Origin of the sequence: Paraburkholderia ginsengiterrae (genome assembly GCF_001645125.1) — a bacterium.
In the GTDB taxonomy this organism is placed as follows: Bacteria; Pseudomonadota; Gammaproteobacteria; order Burkholderiales; family Burkholderiaceae; genus Paraburkholderia; species Paraburkholderia ginsengiterrae.
The window spans coordinates 113,905-131,974 of the sequence record NZ_LXKA01000393.1; the positions used below are offsets into that span (position 1 = coordinate 113,905).

General features: G+C 64.3%; 14 protein-coding genes and 1 tRNA gene. 7 read left to right on the forward strand and 8 right to left on the reverse strand.

Going from position 1 to position 18,070, the window contains the following annotated elements; all coding sequences use genetic code 11:
• Positions 1-386: 386 nt before the first annotated feature.
• The 3 genes from A6V37_RS38110 to A6V37_RS38120 all read right to left on the reverse strand — a co-directional run bounded on the left by A6V37_RS38110 (position 387) and on the right by A6V37_RS38120 (position 3,289).
• A tRNA-Ser gene (locus tag A6V37_RS38110) sits at positions 387-477 on the reverse strand.
• A 150-nt stretch (positions 478-627) separates the two neighbouring features.
• Positions 628-1,920 carry a serine--tRNA ligase gene (serS, locus tag A6V37_RS38115; RefSeq protein WP_064286932.1) on the reverse strand — a complete coding sequence of 431 codons (1,293 nt, stop codon included), beginning with the start codon at positions 1,918-1,920 and terminating at the stop codon, positions 628-630.
• A gap of 55 nt (positions 1,921-1,975) precedes the next feature.
• Positions 1,976-3,289 carry a replication-associated recombination protein A gene (locus tag A6V37_RS38120; RefSeq protein ID WP_064272327.1) on the reverse strand — a complete coding sequence of 438 codons (1,314 nt, stop codon included), beginning with the start codon at positions 3,287-3,289 and terminating at the stop codon, positions 1,976-1,978.
• Positions 3,290-3,458: 169 nt separating this feature from the next.
• On the opposite strand from A6V37_RS38120, the gene cytX reads away from it, so the two are divergent.
• Positions 3,459-4,775 carry a putative hydroxymethylpyrimidine transporter CytX gene (gene cytX, locus A6V37_RS38125; RefSeq protein WP_064272328.1) on the forward strand — a complete coding sequence of 439 codons (1,317 nt, stop codon included), beginning with the start codon at positions 3,459-3,461 and terminating at the stop codon, positions 4,773-4,775.
• 82 nt (positions 4,776-4,857) lie between these two features.
• Here cytX and speB read toward each other — a convergent pair whose 3' ends face one another.
• Positions 4,858-5,847 carry an agmatinase gene (gene speB / locus A6V37_RS38130; protein WP_064272329.1) on the reverse strand — a complete coding sequence of 330 codons (990 nt, stop codon included), beginning with the start codon at positions 5,845-5,847 and terminating at the stop codon, positions 4,858-4,860.
• Between the two features lie 169 nt (positions 5,848-6,016).
• Between speB and A6V37_RS38135 the strand changes: the two genes are divergently transcribed.
• Positions 6,017-6,937: a LysR family transcriptional regulator gene (locus tag A6V37_RS38135; protein WP_064286933.1), complete on the forward strand. Its 921-nt coding sequence runs from the start codon at positions 6,017-6,019 to the stop codon at positions 6,935-6,937.
• Positions 6,938-7,026: 89 nt separating this feature from the next.
• On the opposite strand, the gene lolA is transcribed toward A6V37_RS38135, so the two are convergent.
• Together lolA and A6V37_RS38145 are read right to left on the reverse strand one after the other, a co-directional pair.
• Complete coding sequence (lolA, locus tag A6V37_RS38140; protein WP_064272331.1) at positions 7,027-7,761, reverse strand: outer membrane lipoprotein chaperone LolA; 735 nt, start codon at positions 7,759-7,761, stop codon at positions 7,027-7,029.
• Between the two features lie 260 nt (positions 7,762-8,021).
• Positions 8,022-10,334: a DNA translocase FtsK gene (locus A6V37_RS38145; RefSeq protein ID WP_064286934.1), complete on the reverse strand. Its 2,313-nt coding sequence runs from the start codon at positions 10,332-10,334 to the stop codon at positions 8,022-8,024.
• A 345-nt stretch (positions 10,335-10,679) separates the two neighbouring features.
• On the opposite strand from A6V37_RS38145, the gene trxB reads away from it, so the two are divergent.
• From trxB to A6V37_RS38160, 3 genes are all read left to right on the forward strand, one after another.
• Positions 10,680-11,681, forward strand: a complete 1,002-nt coding sequence (gene trxB, locus A6V37_RS38150; RefSeq protein ID WP_064272333.1) for a thioredoxin-disulfide reductase — start codon at positions 10,680-10,682, stop codon at positions 11,679-11,681.
• A 168-nt stretch (positions 11,682-11,849) separates the two neighbouring features.
• Positions 11,850-12,608 (forward strand): Smr/MutS family protein, encoded by a 759-nt coding sequence (locus A6V37_RS38155; protein WP_064286935.1) that lies wholly within the window; start codon positions 11,850-11,852, stop codon positions 12,606-12,608.
• 13 nt (positions 12,609-12,621) lie between these two features.
• Entirely contained in the window at positions 12,622-13,242 is a 621-nt protein-coding gene (locus A6V37_RS38160; protein WP_064272366.1) for a trimeric intracellular cation channel family protein, read from the forward strand.
• Between the two features lie 73 nt (positions 13,243-13,315).
• Here the strand turns inward: A6V37_RS38160 and fliD are convergent, their stop codons facing one another.
• Entirely contained in the window at positions 13,316-14,827 is a 1,512-nt protein-coding gene (gene fliD / locus A6V37_RS38165; RefSeq protein WP_064286936.1) for a flagellar filament capping protein FliD, read from the reverse strand.
• 283 nt (positions 14,828-15,110) lie between these two features.
• On the opposite strand from fliD, the gene A6V37_RS38170 reads away from it, so the two are divergent.
• Both A6V37_RS38170 and A6V37_RS38175 read left to right on the forward strand, forming a co-directional pair.
• The gene (locus A6V37_RS38170) at positions 15,111-15,770 is read left to right on the forward strand and encodes a glutathione S-transferase family protein (RefSeq protein WP_064272367.1); all 660 of its coding nucleotides are present in this window, start codon (positions 15,111-15,113) and stop codon (positions 15,768-15,770) included.
• 135 nt (positions 15,771-15,905) lie between these two features.
• Positions 15,906-16,820 (forward strand): LysR family transcriptional regulator, encoded by a 915-nt coding sequence (locus A6V37_RS38175; RefSeq protein WP_064272336.1) that lies wholly within the window; start codon positions 15,906-15,908, stop codon positions 16,818-16,820.
• Between the two features lie 85 nt (positions 16,821-16,905).
• On the opposite strand, the gene A6V37_RS38180 is transcribed toward A6V37_RS38175, so the two are convergent.
• Positions 16,906-18,021, reverse strand: a complete 1,116-nt coding sequence (locus A6V37_RS38180) for an ABC transporter ATP-binding protein (protein WP_064272337.1) — start codon at positions 18,019-18,021, stop codon at positions 16,906-16,908.
• Between the last annotated feature and the right edge of the window lie 49 nt (positions 18,022-18,070).

An 18,070-nucleotide genomic window follows, 5' to 3' on the forward strand; every position in this document is an offset into this window, starting at 1 on the left:
AAAACCCTCAATACCATCGATAAGCGCGCGCCGCAGGATAGAACACCCTCCCGCACCCATAGACGCACCGATACCAGTTGCCCCCTGTTGGCCCGACACCCGCAAGATGGAAACGGCACTTGTGGACGGCCCCAGAATTCCCCATTGATGTCTCCTCGAATTGTCAGAGGATCGACTGAAACATGTCGTTTCGTCGGCCCACTGGCGGGAGTTGATTTTTTGATCGGAAAGGAAATTTCGTGCTTCACGCATGAAGGTTCATGCATAGAACACGAAAGTGTTACCGGATCTTACTGGAAATGGAAAGTCGCGGCTCTTAAAGCTTTGGCAGGCTCTTTGGCCGAGCAGAAACGAAAACAGGCCCCGAAGGGCCTGTTTTTCAAATCTGGCGGAGAGGGTGGGATTCGAACCCACGGTACGGGAAAACCGTACGCCTGATTTCGAGTCAGGTACATTCGACCACTCTGCCACCTCTCCGGGGTACTGCCTTACTGCTTCTCAAGCCTTGGCCGGCGGCCAGAGAAGGCAGGATTATAGAACATTTTTTTGTTTCCGCAAGCCCTCTCTTGAGAAAATTTCGGGGGCGAGGCATTCATCCTGACCGCGCCCCTGAACCGGCACCAGCGTTCAGGCGCCCGCTTCGAGACGCGCAACGCCGCCCATGTAAGGGCGCAGCACCTCAGGCACCGTAACCGAACCGTCCGCTTCCTGGTAGTTCTCAAGCACGGCGACGAGCGTGCGGCCCACGGCCAGGCCCGAACCGTTGAGCGTATGCACGAGTTCCGGCTTGCCCTGCGCATTGCGATAACGCGCCTGCATCCGGCGAGCCTGGAACGACTCCGTGTTCGAGCAGCTCGAGATTTCGCGATAGGTGTTCTGCGCCGGCACCCACACTTCCAGGTCGTACGTCTTGGCGGCCGTGAAACCCATATCGCCCGTGCACAGCGTGATCACGCGATAAGGCAGCGTCAGCTTCTGCAAAATCGCCTCAGCGTGGACGACCATCTGCTCCAGCGCGTCATACGAAGTTTCCGGTGCGACGATCTGCACCATCTCGACCTTGTCGAACTGATGCTGGCGGATCAGGCCGCGCGTATCGCGGCCATACGCACCCGCTTCCGAGCGGAAGCACGGCGAATGAGCGGTCAGCCTGATCGGCAGCGCGTTCGCTTCGACGATGCTGTCGCGCACCGTGTTCGTCAGCGAAATTTCCGACGTGGAGATCAGGTACTGCGTGACCGTGTTCTCCTCGCCACCCTTCTCCACGCGGAACATGTCTTCGGCGAATTTCGGCAGCTGGCCGGTGCCGTACAGGATTTCCGGATTGACGATATACGGCGTGTAGATCTCCGTATAGCCGTGCTGCTGCGTGTGCGTGTCGATCATGAACTGCGCCAGCGCGCGGTGCAGCCGCGCAATCTGCCCGCGCAGCATGGTGAAGCGCGCGCCCGAGAGCTTCGCGCCGGTCTCGAAGTCGAGGCCGAGCGGCGCGCCGATGTCGACGTGATCCTTCACCGCGAAATCGAACTGGCGCGGCGTGCCCCAGCGGCGCACTTCGACGTTGCCGTTTTCGTCCTCGCCCTGCGGCACGCTCTCATGCGGCAGGTTCGGCACGCCGAGCAACAGGTCCGACAGACGTTTCTGGATCTCGTCGAGCTTCGCGGCCGACGCCTTCATCTCGTCGCCGATACCGCCCACTTCGGCCATGATCGCCGACGTGTCCTCGCCCTTGCCTTTCATCGCGCCGATCTGCTTCGACAGGCTGTTGCGGCGCGCCTGCATTTCTTCGGTACGGGTCTGGGTGTCGCGGCGTTCCGCTTCGAGCGCGGTGAACGCGGCCACGTCGAGGGAAAAGCCGCGGTCGGCGAGGCGCTTCGCGACGCCGTCGAGGTCTTTACGCAGCAGCTGAATGTCGAGCATGAGATGGGGCGGGTATTCGTTGGATGAAGGTGGGATTTTACCGCACGGGAAAGGCTCAGCCTTTCTTCTGCTTGTTCTCGCTGCGCCATTGCGCGTCCAGTTCGGCCAGACGCGCCATCTTGTCGCCAATCTTGCCTTCGAGCCCGCGCGGCGTCGGCTCGTACCAATGCGGATCGCGCATGTGCTCCGGCAGATAGGTCTCGCCGGCCGCGTAGGCGTCGGGCTCGTCGTGGGCGTAGCGGTATTCGTGGCCGTAGCCGAGTTCCTTCATCAGCTTGGTGGGCGCATTGCGCAGATGCACCGGCACCGCGCGCGACTGGTCCTTGCTGACGAACCGGCGTGCCTCGTTGTACGCGTTGTACCCCGCGTTCGACTTCGGCGCGACCGCCAGATAGATGATCGCCTGCGCCAGCGCCAACTCGCCTTCGGGCGTGCCCAGGCGCTCGTAGGTCTCGGAGGCGTCGAGCGCGATGCGGGCGGCGCGCGGATCGGCGAGGCCGATGTCTTCCCACGCCATGCGCACGATGCGGCGCGCCAGATAGCGCGGATCCGCGCCGCCGTCGAGCATGCGGCAGAACCAGTACAGCGCGCCGTCCGGGCTACTGCCGCGCACCGATTTATGCAGCGCGCTGATCTGGTCGTAGAATGCGTCGCCGCCTTTGTCGAAACGCCGCAGGTTTTCGGCGAGCGCGCTGCCGAGCAAGGCACCGTCGATCTCGGTGGTTTTTTGCTGCGAAGCCGCCCGCGCGACGATTTCGAGGTTGTTGAGGAGCTTGCGGCCGTCGCCGTCGGCGGAACCGATGAGTGCATCGCGCGCTTCGTCGGTGAACGTGAGGCCGCCGAGTTCCTCCTGGGCGCGGGCGAGCAACTCGCGCTGTTCGTCGTCGGTCAGGCTTTTCAGCACGTAGACCGCGGCACGCGAGAGCAATGCGCTGTTCACTTCGAACGACGGATTCTCGGTCGTCGCGCCAACGAACACGAACAGCCCCGATTCGACGTGCGGCAAGAACGCGTCCTGCTGGCTCTTGTTGAAGCGATGCACCTCGTCGACGAACACCAGCGTCTGATGCCCGTTCGCGCGATGAATCTGCGCGGTCTCGACGGCCTCGCGGATATCTTTCACGCCGGAGAGCACCGCGGACAACGCGATGAACTCGGCATGAAACGCGTCCGCCATGAGCCGCGCGAGCGTGGTTTTACCGACGCCGGGCGGGCCCCAGAGGATCATCGAATGGGCTTCGCCGGATTCGAACGCGACCCGCAGCGGCTTGTTCGGGCCGAGCAGGTGCTTCTGGCCGATCACCTCGTCGATATTGCGGGGCCGCAGGCGTTCGGCGAGCGGAACATTGGCACGGGTTTCTTCAAACATGACGTTTTAGAGATAATCTCGGCTTTCCGGACGCGGTCCGTATGAAGGCGGCGCACTGCCGGATGAGCAAACCCGGCACCCAAAGGTGCGGGCAATGTCCTGCATTATGACAGCGACGGCGCCCTAACAAGTCTGCAAGCAACAGCATTACCAACAGGGACAAGACCAGATGGCACAAGATCCACTCGCCGGCGACGCCGGTTCCACTTACGCACCGCTCACGCCGGTGCCCGACGCGCGGCGCGCGTTCCGCACCGGCGACGCCTTCGCACTCTGGTTCTCGCTCGGCATCGGCCTGCTGGTCGCGCAAGCGGGCGCACTGCTGGTGCCGGGGCTGTCGCTGCCCCATGCGCTCGTCGCCATTGTGATCGGCAGCGCGATCGGCGTGGTGCTGCTGGCACTCGCCGGCGTGATCGGCACGGACACGGGCCTCGCGGCCATGTCGTCGTTGCGGCCGACGCTCGGCGTGCGCGGCGCGTCGGTGCCCGCCGTGCTGAACGCGGTGCAACTGGTCGGCTGGGGCTCGTTTGAAGTCATCGTGATGCGCGATTCCGCCGACGCGCTCGCCAAGCAGGCCTTCGGCTTCTCCATGCCGCTCATCTGGACTGTGATCTTCGGCTTGCTCGCCACGCTGCTGGCGATCAGCGGTCCGCTGTCGTTCGTCCGGCGCTTCCTGCGCACATGGGGCATCTGGCTGCTGCTCGCGGGCGCGGCGTGGCTCTCGTGGAATCTGCTCGCGAGGCACGATCTGGCCGCGCTGATGCGCCGCCCCGGCACGGGCGAGATGTCGTTCGGCGGCGCGATCGATCTGGTGGTGGCGATGCCGCTGTCATGGCTGCCGCTGATCGCCGACTACACCCGCTTTGCCCGGCGCCCCGGCGAGACGTTCCGCGGAACGCTGCTCGGCTATGGCATCGCCAACCTCTGGTTTTACGCGCTCGGCGCGATCTACGGCCTCGCGGCGGGCGGCGGCGATGCGCTGCTGACCGGCGCTCTCGCGCAAGCCGGCGGCGGCCTTGCGCTGCTGCTGATCCTGATCGACGAAGTCGACAACGCCTTCGCCGACATTCACTCGGCCGCGGTTTCGACCGGTACGTTCTGGACGCGCGGCACCGTGCCGATGCTGTCGGCGGCGTTTGGCGCGCTCTGCACGCTGATCGCCCTGCTCGTGCCGATGGACAAGTATCAGAACTTCCTGCTGCTGATCGGCTCGGTGTTCGCGCCGCTGTTCGGCGTGGTGCTGGTGGACCATTTCATCGTGCGCAAGCGCCGTATCGAAGCGGCCGCGCTCGCCGATGCACGGGGCCGTTATGCGTTCTCGGGCGGCTGGCATCTGAGCGCGTTTGCCGCGTGGGCCATCGGCATCGCCGCGTATCAGGTGATCAATCAATGGCTGCCGAATCTCGGCGCGACCTTGCCCGCGCTGGCGATCGGCGCGCTGTGTTATCTGGCGTTCGTGTCGGCGCGCAAGACTGCGTATGCGTAAGGCTTGAGCGAGCGGCACGCAGAAACACAAAAAGGCCTGCAATGCAGGCCTTTTCTTCTTTGCACGTTCCTTGCGCGTCACTTCACCGCGTGGACGCCCGGTACTCGACACCCGGCAACACGCACAGCAATTCGAACGCGAGATTCGCGCCCAAGAGCGCGGTCGTGCCGAACGGATCGTACGGCGGCGCCACCTCGACCAGATCGCAGCCGACAATGTTCAGCCCGCGCGAGCCGCGAATGATTTCCAGCGCCTGCGGCACCGTCAAACCGGCGATTTCCGGCGTGCCCGTGCCCGGCGCAAACGCCGGATCGATCCCGTCGATGTCGAACGTGATGTACACCGGGCCATCGCCCATCCGCTCGCGCACCCGCGCCATTAGCGGCACGAGCGACTGGTTCCAGCACTCCTCGGCTTGCACGACTTCGAAGCCCTGATCGCGGCACCAGTCGAAGTCTTCCGCCGCGTAACCCGTGCCGCGCAAGCCAATCTGCACGACCCGGTCGCAATCGAGCAAACCCTCTTCCGCCGCGCGGCGGAACGGCGTGCCGTGCGCAATCTTCTCGCCCATCATCGTGTCGTTGACGTCGGCGTGCGCGTCGACGTGAATCAGGCCGACCTTGCCGTGCTTGCGATGGATCGCGCGCAGGATCGGCAGCGCGATGGTGTGATCGCCGCCCAACGTGATCGGCTTGCAGTCGTGCTGGAGAATTTCGTCGTACGCGGTTTCGATGCGTTTGATCGAATCGTGCAGGTTGTACGGATTGATCGCGACGTCGCCGAGATCGGCCACGCGCAGCGAATCGAACGGCGCGGCGCGCGTCGCCATGTTATACGGGCGCAGCAGCACGGACTCGCTGCGGATCTGGCGCGGCCCGAAGCGCGCACCGGTGCGGTTCGAGGTGCCGAGGTCGAACGGCACGCCGACGAAGCAGGCGTCGAACCCTTCGGCCGAGCCGACGTTCGGCAGACGCATCATCGTCGCTATGCCGCCGCAGCGGGGCATGGCGTTGCCGGACAGCGGCTGCGGCCGTTCGCCGGCCTCTGGGGAAATGAAGGAAGTGGTATTCATCGTGTCTCGGCAATGAAAAAGGGCAGCAAGCAAATTCGTGCAGACCGGCCGAGGGGAAGCGTCGTAACCGCACCTTGCCGGGCGAATCTCGATTCTTGAGCAGTTTCCCGGAAGTTAAAATACCGACAGAATAAACTTCACATTGATTCCCGGCGATGTATCCTGACGTATGTTCTCCCAACTCACCGATCTCGACCTGCGGCTGATCCGCGTCTTTCTCGCCATTGTCGACGCGGGCGGCGTTTCGCCGGCCCAGGCCACCCTCAACGTCGGTCAGTCGACCATCAGCACACAGCTCGCCACGCTGGAAACGCGCCTCGGCTACCGGCTGTGCGAGCGCGGGCGCGGCGGCTTCAGCCTGACCGCGCGCGGCGAGCAGTTCATCGACGCCGCTCGCGCCCTGCTCGCGGCGGTCGATACGTTCGGCATGCAGGCCCGCAACGTGGGCCGCAAGCTGGTCGGCACGCTCGATATCGGCATGATCGGCCACACGCCGGTATCCGCCAGCGCGCGCATCAGCGAGGCGATCGGGCGGTTCCGGGCACGCGATCAGTCGGTGCGTTTTTCGATTCTGGTGCGCTCGCCGGGCGAACTGGAAGAATTGCTGCTCAATGGGCGGATTCAGATCGGCATCGGTTACTTCTGGCATCGCGTGCCGTCGCTCGAATACACCGAGGTGTTCGCGGAAGATCAGTTCGCTTATTGCGCCAAGGGGCACCCACTGTTCGATCAGGCCGGCGACGTCCCGCCCGCCGATGCAGCCCAGCATGAATGGGCGTGGCGCAGCTATCCGCTGCCTGAAGCCGAGAGCTCGACCACGCCGCAGAACGTCACCGCCGTCGCCGACAACATGGAAGCGGTCGCGATGCTGGTGCTCTCCGGACATCACCTCGGCTATTTGCCGGGGCATTTCGCGGCGCCGTTCGTCAAGGAAGGCCTGCTCGCCGCGCTGAATCCTGCGCAGATGCGCTACCGCGTCGCGTTTCACATGGTCACGCGGGCGCGGCAGCATCGTACGGATATCGTCGAAGCCTTTATCGACGATATGAAGGCCGCGCATCCGGCGCGGGAGCTGGAAGTGACTGAATAGCGCAAGCGCCCCTCAATCGACCGGCAATAAAAAAACCGCGCCCGATTCAGCGCGGTTTTTCCGTTCTTTGGACACCACCTGCGGGTGGCTTACCCGTTGATCACGTCCGCGCCTTTCGGGACGGTGAACTTGAACGCGTCAGCCGGCAGCGGCGGATTCTTCTGAATGTTCGAGAACGTCAGCAGCGTCACGTTGCCGAACACGTCGTGCAATTCCATCGCTTCGAGATTACCGTCCTTGAAGCCAATGCCGACCCGCTCGAACTGCGTGTCCTTCGCCTTCGGCGTGAGTTCGAGCCAATCGATACCGGCCTTCACGCCAGCGTCGCGCAGCGTGAAATTCTTGTCCAGATCGTTGCTGCCGAACAGGATCGCCGCCGGGCTTGCGCCGAGCGCGCCGCCGAGGCTGCGCACGGTCACCTGATTCAGGTCCTTGTCGTACACGTAGAGCTTGTCGCCGTCCGCTTGCAGCAGTTGGGCATAAGGCTTCTCGTATTGCCAGATGAACTTGCCGGGACGCGCGAACGTAAAGGTGCCGCTAGAGGTTCCGACCTTGCCGGCCCCCGTGGTGGACAGCGTGCCGCTCGCGCCCTGCGCCTTGCTTGGCGCCCGCACTTCCTGCTGCACGAAGGTGCCGCGCGCCGAATGCACTTGCGCGACGAACGCCTTGAGTTGCTCGGTGCCGCTCGCGAATGCCTGCGACGCGACGAGCATCGACGCGCCGATCGCGACGCTGCCGACCCCACGCACGAGAGTCCGGGCAAGCTGGCCGAAGCGGCCGGATTGAGCACCCGGCCGAGCGTGCTGCTGCGCGAATAGCTGCATGGTGTTTTCTCCCTTGATTGAATTTGTTGAGCGGTCGTGACCGCCGGCACGCGGGCCTTGTTGCGAGCCCGTGGCGGCAGGGGCCTGGCGCGGCGCCAGGCGGTCGATCGCTGGTCGTATTGATGACAGCTTAAGCGACCCGCCTTAAACGAGGCTTAGCGGGTTAGCTGATGCATCAGCCGCAAAGCCCGTGCCGCGCTGCATTGCACGCGAACAAGTGTCGCGGCTCATGCCCCTCTTTTTCCGCGCTCTTTCCGTTCTTATTCCGCTTCCCGTGCCGGCGCGAGAATCTCGCGATTGCCGTTGGACGACATCGCCGACACCACGCCCGAGTTCTCCATCTGCTCGAGCAACCGCGCGGCGCGGTTATAGCCGATGCGCAAATGCCGCTGCACCAGCGAGATCGACGCGCGGCGGTTCTTCAACACCACGTCGACGGCCTGGTCGTAGAGCGGGTCCGACTCGCCGTCGCCCGCGCCGCCGCCGGCGCCCGCCGAGCCTTCGTCGCCCTCGCCCGTCACTCCGCCTTCGAGAATGCCCTCGATATAGTTCGGCTCGCCCTGCTCCTTCAGTTTGTCGACGACGCGATGCACTTCCTCGTCGGACACGAAGGCGCCGTGCACCCGCACCGGCAAGCCCGAGCCAGGCGGCAGGTAGAGCATGTCACCCATGCCGAGCAGCGATTCCGCGCCCTGCTGGTCGAGAATGGTGCGCGAGTCGATCTTGGACGACACCTGGAAGGCCATGCGCGTCGGCACGTTGGCCTTGATGAGGCCGGTGATCACGTCCACCGACGGCCGCTGCGTGGCGAGAATCAGGTGGATGCCTGCCGCGCGCGCCTTTTGCGCGATCCGCGCGATCAGCTCTTCGACCTTCTTGCCGACCACCATCATCAGGTCGGCCAGTTCGTCGATCACCACGACGATGTTCGGCAGGCGCGTGAGCGGCTCCGGGTCATCCGGCGTGAGGCTGAACGGGTTCGGCAGCTTCTCTTCGCGCTTGGTGGCTTCGTCGATCTTGTTGTTGTAGCCGGCCAGATTGCGCACGCCAAGCTTGCTCATCAGCTTGTAGCGGCGCTCCATTTCGGCGACCGCCCAGTTCAGCGCGTGGCCGGCCTGGCGCATGTCCGTCACCACCGGACACAGCAGATGCGGAATGCCTTCGTAGACGCTCATTTCCAGCATCTTCGGATCGATCAGGATCATGCGAACCTGCTCGGCGCTCGCCTTGTAGAGCAGCGACAGGATCATGGCGTTGATGCCCACCGACTTGCCCGAGCCCGTCGTACCCGCTACCAGCAGGTGCGGCATCTTGGCGAGGTCGGCGCACACCGGCTTGCCGCCGATGTCCTTGCCGAGGCCCATGGTGAGCGGCGACGCGGCGTCCGCGTAGACCGCCGAGCCGAGAATCTCGGAGAGGCTCACGGTCTGGCGGCGCTGGTTCGGCAACTCCAGCGCCATGAAATTCTTGCCCGGAATCGTTTCGACCACGCGGATCGACACCAGCGACAGCGAACGCGCCAGATCTTTGGCAAGACCGACGATCTGGCTGCCCTTGACGCCCGTGGCCGGTTCGATTTCATAGCGCGTGACGACCGGGCCCGGATACGCCGCGACCACGCTCACCTCGACGCCGAAGTCCTTGAGCTTCTTCTCGATCAGACGCGAAGTGAACTCCAGCGTATCCGCGGAGATGGTTTCCTGCGCGGCGGGCGCGGCGTCGAGCAGCGAGATGGGCGGCAAGGTGGAATCGCCCGGCAGGTCCGTGAAGAGCGGCACCTGGCGTTCTTTTTCGACGCGCTCCGACTTGGCCGGCGTCACCACCGGCGGCACGATCATGACCGGCTCGTGCTCCTCGATCCGCACGCGCCCCTTTTCGACCTTGCCCTCGCGCTTCACGGCCGCCGCTTCGCCGAGTTTCCGGTCGCGGCCGGCCTCGCGGCGCAGCTTGGCGAACGTCACCGCGGAAATGATCGACTCGCCGACCTTTTCCGACACCGACAGCCACGAGAAACGGAAATACAGCGACAGGCCGATTGCCAGCGCGATCAGCAGGGCCAGCGTGCCGCCCGTGAAGCCCAGCGCATGCGACACGCCGCGCGCGACGGCGTCCCCAACCACGCCGCCCTTGACGCCCGGCAACTGCACCTTGAGCGACCACATGCGCAGCGCTTCGATGCCGCTGCACGACAGCAGGACAAGCACGAAGGCGAACGCGTCCGTGAGCCAGCCAACGCCGCGCGGCGCGTCGTCCTCGTCGTCTTCGCGGCGGGTGATGCGCCGGTAGTTGTCGGAAATATGGCGGCCGAGCAGTACGACCCACCAGTACGTGGATAAACCGAACAGCAGCAGCAGGATGTCCGAAGTTCGCGCGCCGACGCGGCCCGCCCAGTTGGCGATGTGGTCGACCTGCGCGGCATGGGTCCAGCTCGGATCGTGCCGGCTGTAGCTGACGAGCGCCATGAGCAGGAACACGCCGAGCGCAACCTGCAGGATCCAGCGGATTTCGGTGAAAAGGCGCGACATGCGGTGCGGCAATGCCTGCGCGCTCGCGGAATAGGGAGCTTTTGCCATTGATCCTGTTGCGTGTGTACCCGATTGGCCGCCCGGGCCGCGGCCGGCGCCTCGCCCGGCGTGGCTTCGGGCCCGATTCCGGCTTCCGGAAACTTCGATCCGGCTTATTGTAAACGCTGTGCCCCGCGTGAGGCTGTAAATGACGGTAACTTGGCCGTTTGGCCACAGAATGCGGTGACAAGCCGGTCTCGAGCGTGCAGCGGCACTATCGGCGCGATCGCAAAGCTTCATGGAGCACGCCGGCGCCCCGACCTTTATAATGCCGCACGGATGCCCATCTATCGAATTGACTCAAGTCGCGCGGCCTCGCATGGGCGAGTCCGGCGCTGTACAAGGATTTCCATCATGCCCGCAACTACCACGAAACACGCCAAGGTTCTGATTCTCGGTTCCGGTCCTGCCGGCTACACGGCAGCGGTCTACGCGGCACGCGCCAATCTGTCCCCAGTGCTCATCACGGGTCTCGCCCAGGGCGGCCAGCTGATGACTACGACCGACGTCGAAAACTGGCCGGCCGACGCCAACGGCGTGCAAGGCCCGGAACTGATGACGCGCTTCCTGGAGCACGCCGAGCGCTTCAACACGGAAATCATTTTCGACCACATCCACACGGCCAAGCTCGATGAGAAGCCGATCCGCCTGATCGGCGACTCGGGCGAATACACCTGCGACTCGCTGATCATCTCGACCGGCGCATCGGCGCAGTACCTCGGCCTGCCGTCGGAAGAAGCGTTCATGGGCAAGGGCGTGTCGGCTTGCGCCACCTGCGACGGCTTCTTCTACAAGCAACAACATGTGGCCGTGATCGGCGGCGGCAATACCGCGGTCGAGGAAGCGCTCTACCTGGCCGGCATCGCCAAGAAGGTCACCGTGATCCATCGCCGCGACAAGTTCCGTGCCGAGCCGATCCTGATCGACCGCCTGCTGGCGAAAGAGAAAGAAGGCGTGGTCGAGATCAAGTGGAACCACACGCTGGACGAAGTAACCGGCGACCAGTCCGGCGTGACCGGCCTGCGCATCAAGCATACGCAAACCGGCGAAACCACTGACATCGCGTTGCAAGGCCTCTTCGTCGCGATCGGCCACAAGCCGAACACGGACATTTTCGCGGGTCAGCTGGAGATGAAGAACGGCTACATCATCACCAAGGGCGGCCTGAACGGTTTCGCCACCGCCACCAGCGTGCCGGGCGTGTTCGCCGCGGGCGACGTGCAGGACCACATCTACCGTCAGGCGATCACCAGCGCGGGCACGGGCTGCATGGCCGCACTCGACGCGCAGCGCTATCTGGAAACCATCAACGAGATGGGCGGCGAGCACGCGATGAGCGCGGAAGCCGAGCGTTAATCGGGCGCGAGCGTCTGCGAGCATCGACGCAACGGTAAAATGGCGGCTGGGTGTGGCCTGGCTGCCTGTTTGAAGAAGGCCGCGGCTGACAAGCCGGCGGCCTTTTTTCTATGCCGGCCGCCACGACACGTCGCGTGATCGATCTACTTTTCCGCGTGTACTACCGATATGCCGAAGAATCAACCTCACCCGAGCGAACCGAAGCGCGCGCGAGTCGTCGCGCAACCCGCGCCCGCAGCGGCTGTGCCCGCCGCCAGGACCAAAGTCGAACCCGCTGCGGGTCTCGCCGGTCTCGGCGCGCTGCGCGATGCATTGAAGGGCGATGCCGAGCGGCGTGAACGCGAACGCACGGCGGCCGCGGCCAAGCAGCGCGAAGCCTCGGCGGACGCCGATCTGTTTCGCCGCGAGATCGGCGCGGTCGCGCCGCTGGCGGCTCCGCCGCGCGCTACGCAACCGCGCAATCCCCCGCCGCCCTTGCCGGTGCAAACCCGGCTCGACGAAGAAGCCGTCCTGCACGAAGCGATCTCGGACGAATTCGACCCCGAGGTCCTGCTCGACACCGACGAAACGCTCTCCTATTGCCGCCCAGGCGTGAGCCAGGAAGTCGTGCGCAAACTGCGGCGCGGCGATTGGATCGTGCAGGCGCAAATCGACCTGCACGGCATGCGGCGCGAGCAAGCGCGCGAGGCGCTGGCCGAGTTCATCCGCGAGTCGGTGAAGCGCGGCCTGCGGTGTTTGCGCGTGATTCACGGCAAGGGTTTGGGATCGATCGGCAAGGAGCCGGTGCTCAAGGGCAAAGTGCGCGCATGGCTCGTGCAGAAGTCCGAGGTCATCGCGTTCTGCCAGGCACGCCCGCACGACGGCGGCGCCGGGGCGGTGGTCGTGCTGTTGCAGCCGGGCGCATCGCCCGCGCACGCCAAGTCCTGACGGAGCCGCGGTGATCCATCCGAGACTGACGCTCGCGCTGACCATCATGGAGGCGCTGGCGCTTTTCTCTTACGCCATCTCCGGTCTCATCGAGGCGAAAACCCGCCGGCTCGACGCCGTGGGCACGTTTCTCGTGGCTATCGCCACGGCCTTTGGCGGCGGCACGCTGCGCGACGTGCTGCTGGAGCGGCGGCCCTTCTACTGGGTCGAGCACCAGGATTATCTGATCGCGATCTTCGTGATGTCGCTGTTCGCGCCCAAGGTGTTGCAGATGACCTCGCGCCTGCTCTCCGAGCGGGTGCTGCTGGTAGCGGACGCCGTGGGTCTCGGTTTGTTCAGCATTGCCGGCACCTCACTCGCGCACGACGCGCAAATGCCGTGGTTCACGTCGGTAATGATGGGTGTGCTGACGGGTGTGTTCGGCGGCGTGATTCGCGACGTGCTGTGCAATGAGGTGCCGCTGATCCTGCGCGACTCTCGGCCTTACGCCACGTGCGCTTTTGTAGGCTGCTGGCTGTATGTGCTGCTCGACTATGCGAACGTCGACACCGTATACAGCGTGCTGATCGCCACCGGTTTTATCCTGCTTGCCAGGCTCGTGACGTTCCGCTTCAACGTTCGCCTGCCGCATTGACGGCATCGGCCCCACGATCGGCGCATCTCCCGCGAACGGAGCATGCGCCGCCTCGCGAACTGACGTCGCGAACTTACTTGTTGGTCGCCAGCGCACCCGCGCTCTTCGAGCCGCCGAACAGCGCCGTCAGGTAGGCCGAGTTGTTGTTCATGGTCGCCATCAGCTTGTTGAGGGCCGTGAACTGGCTCTGATACTGCTTGGTCAGCTGCGTGGCGTAGTCGGCGAGCGTGTTCTGCTGCGTGGTGACGCTTTTCAGATCGGCGTTCAGCGCGCTGTTGCGAGTGTCGATGATGCCGCCCGTGCGCGTGAACTCCGTGATGCTCTTGTTCAGTTTGGCGCCAATGCCATCGGTCGAATTGAACAGCGCGGCAACCCGCGCCGGATTGTTGCTGAGCGCAGCGCTCAGGGCCGTATTGTTGACCACCAGCGTGCCGCCGGCCGGATCGCCCTTCAGCGTGATGCCGATATGCGCGAGGCTCACCACCGACGTGCCCTTGCCGACGCCACCGCCGACAATCGACGCCAGTGCGTTCTTGATCGTCATCAGCGTCGAGTCGCCGAGCAGCGCGCCAGCGCTCTTCGACGATTTGTCATACGAGGACAGCTTGTTGACCGTCGTGACGACGGTGTTGTAAAGGTTGGCGAAATTCGTGATCGCCGTGTTCTGCGCCGTGGTGTCCGGTGCGACGGTCAGCGTCTGCGGATTGCCGACCGAGGCGCTCGACACATTCAGCGTGACGCCGGCAATCGCGTCGGTCACGGCGTTGCTGGCACTGCGCGCCTCAATCCCGCCGATGCTCAGCAGCGCGTCCTGCGCGCCCTCGCTCTGGTGCCACGCCTTGTTGGTATCGGACGAGACGATCGAGGACGCCGCGCCGTTCGCACCGGGCGTGGAGGTCACGCCGAGACTCGACAGACCTGCGTCGTTCTGCACGTTGCTCGCCACCACGTTGATCGTGTTGGCCGCGCCGCTCACGGCCGAGCGCAGCACGAGGTGGGCGCCGCCGGTGCCGGTCACGATGGTGGCCGTGACGCCGGGATTGTTGGCGGCCTTATTGATGGCGGCGGCGATACCGCTCAAGGTGTTGTTGGTGCTGTCGATCGCAACGTCCATCGACTTGCCGCCGAGCGAAATGGTCAGCTTGCCGGTGCCCAGTTGCGTGGTGGCGCCGAACGCCGCCGACGACAGGCTTTGCGACGCCGCGATCTGCGTGACGTCGATCGTGTAGCTGCCGGCCACGGCGCCGGCGCCCGCTTTCGGGTCGATGCCCTTGCCGCTCGCGGTGGCCGCGAAGGTCGAGAGCGTGGTGCCGTCCGAGAGATTCTTGATGGCCGCCTGCAAGGCGCTGAGCGCCGAACTCAACGCGCCGTAGGCAGACAGGATGGTGGTATCGCTCGTCTGCTTCGCCTTGAGCGCGGCCGTCTGACCGGCCGTCTTCGCGTTCACGAGGGCCGACACGAGGGTGGCCACATCCATCGACGAGTTGCCGGTCGAACCGCTGATAATGGATTGCGCAGCCTGCTGAACCTGGCTCTGCGCGTTGCTGGTCGCGCTGTTCACCGACGATGTGTTGATCGTAGACATGCCAAGACTCCCCGTGCGCCGAATGTTTTGCTATTGATTGAGTGACGCCCCGGGCCTGCTTTTTATTGCGCCTTCTTTCCGGTTATAGCGGCGTCTCTTACAAAGTTTTCAAATGTTACACCATCTTTCTTCATAGTTTTGTGTCGTTTTGTCGTAAGAAAGGATGCCCGCGGACGCCGCTGTCGATTCGCCCGCGTGCCGTTCGTCGTCAGGTAAACGGCCTGCCGGCCGCCGACTTGCCGCGCTGCATCCCGCAACCGCGCAACTGCCCGAGGTGATCACGATGACCCTGAAGCTCTATGCCCATCCGTTCTCGTCTTACTGCCAGAAGGTCCTGACCGCGCTCTACGAAAACGGCACGCCGTTCGAGTGGCGCCTGCTGTCGCACGACGACCCGCAGGTCATGGCCGAATTCGCCGCGCTTTGGCCCATCAAGCGCTTTCCGGTGCTGGTCGACGGCAGCCGGACGGTGATGGAGGCGAGCGTCATCATCGAATATCTCGGTCTCTATCATCCCGGCCCGGTGCAGCTGCTGCCGGCCGACGCCCGCGCAGCGCTGGAGGTGCGCAGCATGGACCGCTTCTTCGACAACTACGTTTCGACGCCGCAGCAGAAAATCGTCTATGACAGCATGCGGCCCGAGCCGGAGCGCGACGCGCGCGCGGTGGCCGATGCACGCGCCATGCTCGACACCGCGTACGGCTGGCTCGACAAGGTGATGGCCGAACGCGAATGGGCCGCGGGCGACACCTTCAGCCTCGCCGATTGCGGCGCCGGACCGTTCCTGTTCTACGCGGACTGGACGCACGCGATCGGCCCGGCGTTCCCGCACGTGCTCGCCTATCGCAAGCGCCTGCTGGCGCGGCCCTCGTTCGCCCGCGCGGTCGATGAAGCGCGCCCCTATCGGCCGTTCTTCCCGCTCGGCGCGCCCGACCGGGATTGAGCGCGACATGCCGTGGCGCGGGCGGGCGCGCCACGGCACGCCGCCCGCTCGCCATCATCAAATGCGACAACATTTTTTCCAGCCTATACACTTCACTTCGAAACCTACTTCCGGCAATCACCCATAAGGCACAACATGGACCGTTTCGAAGCGATGGAGATATTTACGCGTGTGGTGGAAGCGAACAGCTTCACCAAAGTATCCGAATCGCTCGACCTGCCGCGCGCCAAAGTCAGCCGCACCATCCAGGCGCTGGAGGAGCACGTCGGCGTGCGCCTCTTGAACCGCTCGACGCGCCAGGTCAGCGTGACCGAGGACGGCGCGCTGTTCTACGAGCGCTGTGTGCGCATCCTCGCCGACGTCACCGACGCTGAATCGTCGCTGTCGAACAAGCGCGAAAATCCGGCCGGCACGATCCGCGTGGATACGTCCGGCACGCTGGCCCGCGCGCTGCTGCTTCCGGCGCTCGACGATTTCTACCAGCAATACCCCGAGATCGACGTGCGGCTCGGCCTCGCCGATCGCAATATCGACCTGATTCAGGACGGCGTGGATTGCGTGATCCGCATGGGCACGCCGGAAGAGTCGAGTCTCGTCGCGCGGCGCATCGGCCACTCGCGGATCGTGACGTGCGCGTCGCCCGCGTATCTGGCGAAATACGGCACCCCCACCACGCTCGAAGAGTTGAGCGAGCATCGCGCGGTCAACTACGTGTCCGCGCGCAGCGGCAAGACCTTTCCGTTCGAGTACGAGGTGGACGGCGAGATCGCCAAGGTAACGCTGAAGAGCGTGCTGGCGGTGAACGACGGCAGTGTGTACATCGGCGCGGCCGCGCTCGGACACGGCATCATCCAGCCCTCGCGTTTCATGGTCGCGGATCTGATCCAGCAAGGCGCGCTGCAGGAGATTCTCACCAACTATACGACCCCAGGCACGCCGCTTTCGGTGCTCTACGCGCATCGCCGCAATCTGAGTTCGCGGCTGCGCGCATTCATCGAATGGGTAACCGAACTGGCACGCAACAATCCGGATCTGCGCCTCGCGGAATAGTCACGGATCCGTCAGGCCGCAAAAAGCAGAAGCCCCATGCGTCTCGCAACGCATGGGGCTTTTTCAATTCAAGCAGACTTCGCGATCAGGCAATCCGCTCTTCGTTCGACGGATCGAACAGAACCGCCTTCGACGTATCGAACAGCAGCGTGGTGTTGGTCAGCGGCTGCGGATTCGAGGCCGGGTGCACGCGGCTCACCACGCGCTTGCCGTTGACCTGCGCGAACACCAGCGTGTCCGGGCCGGTCGGCTCGATCACGTCGACCTTCACTTCGATAGGCTGCAGCTTCGCGTTGTCGCCATGCGCGCCGCGCGCGTCGGTAATACGCTCCGGGCGCAAGCCAAGAATCACGTCACGGCCCACGTGCGACTTCACCTTCGCCGTGTCGAACGGCAGGTTCAGCGCGGTACGCGCGACACCCGTATCGAGTTCGAGCGCGACACCCGCTCCCTGCTCCACCAGCTTGCCCTGAATGAAGTTCATCGGCGGCGCGCCGATAAAACCGGCCACGAACAGATTGGATGGCGAGTCGTAAATCTCCTGCGGTGCGCCGAATTGCTGCACGATGCCGTCTTTCATCACCGCGATGCGGTCGCCGAGCGTCATCGCTTCGATCTGATCGTGCGTCACGTAGACGATCGTCGTGCCGAGGCGCTGATGCAGCAGCTTGATCTCGGAGCGCATCTCGATACGCAGCTTCGCGTCGAGATTCGACAGCGGCTCGTCGAACAGGAACATGACCGGATCGCGCGCGAGCGCACGGCCCATTGCCACGCGCTGGCGCTGGCCGCCGGAAAGCTGGCCCGGCTTGCGGTCCAGCAGGTGCGTGATCTGCAGCGTGTTCGAGACGCGGTCGACGATCTGCGTCTGCTCCTGCTTCGGCACCTTGCGGATGTTCAGACCGAACGAGATGTTCTCGCGCACCGTCATGGACGGATACAGCGCGTACGACTGGAACACCATGGCGATGTCGCGATCTTTCGGCGACAGGTTGTTCACCGTCTTGCCGTCGATCTGGATCTCGCCCTTGGTCACGGTTTCGAGGCCGGCAATCATGTTGAGCAGCGTCGATTTCCCGCAGCCCGAACCGCCGACGAGAATCAGGAACTGGCCGTCTTCGATGTCGATATTGACACCCTTCAGAACCGGCACCCCGTTCGGGTAGGTCTTGTACACGTCACGGATGGAAAGGCTTGCCATGCTGTGAATCCTCTTTGTCTCTGGTACTGCTTGAAAACGTCTTGTCGGG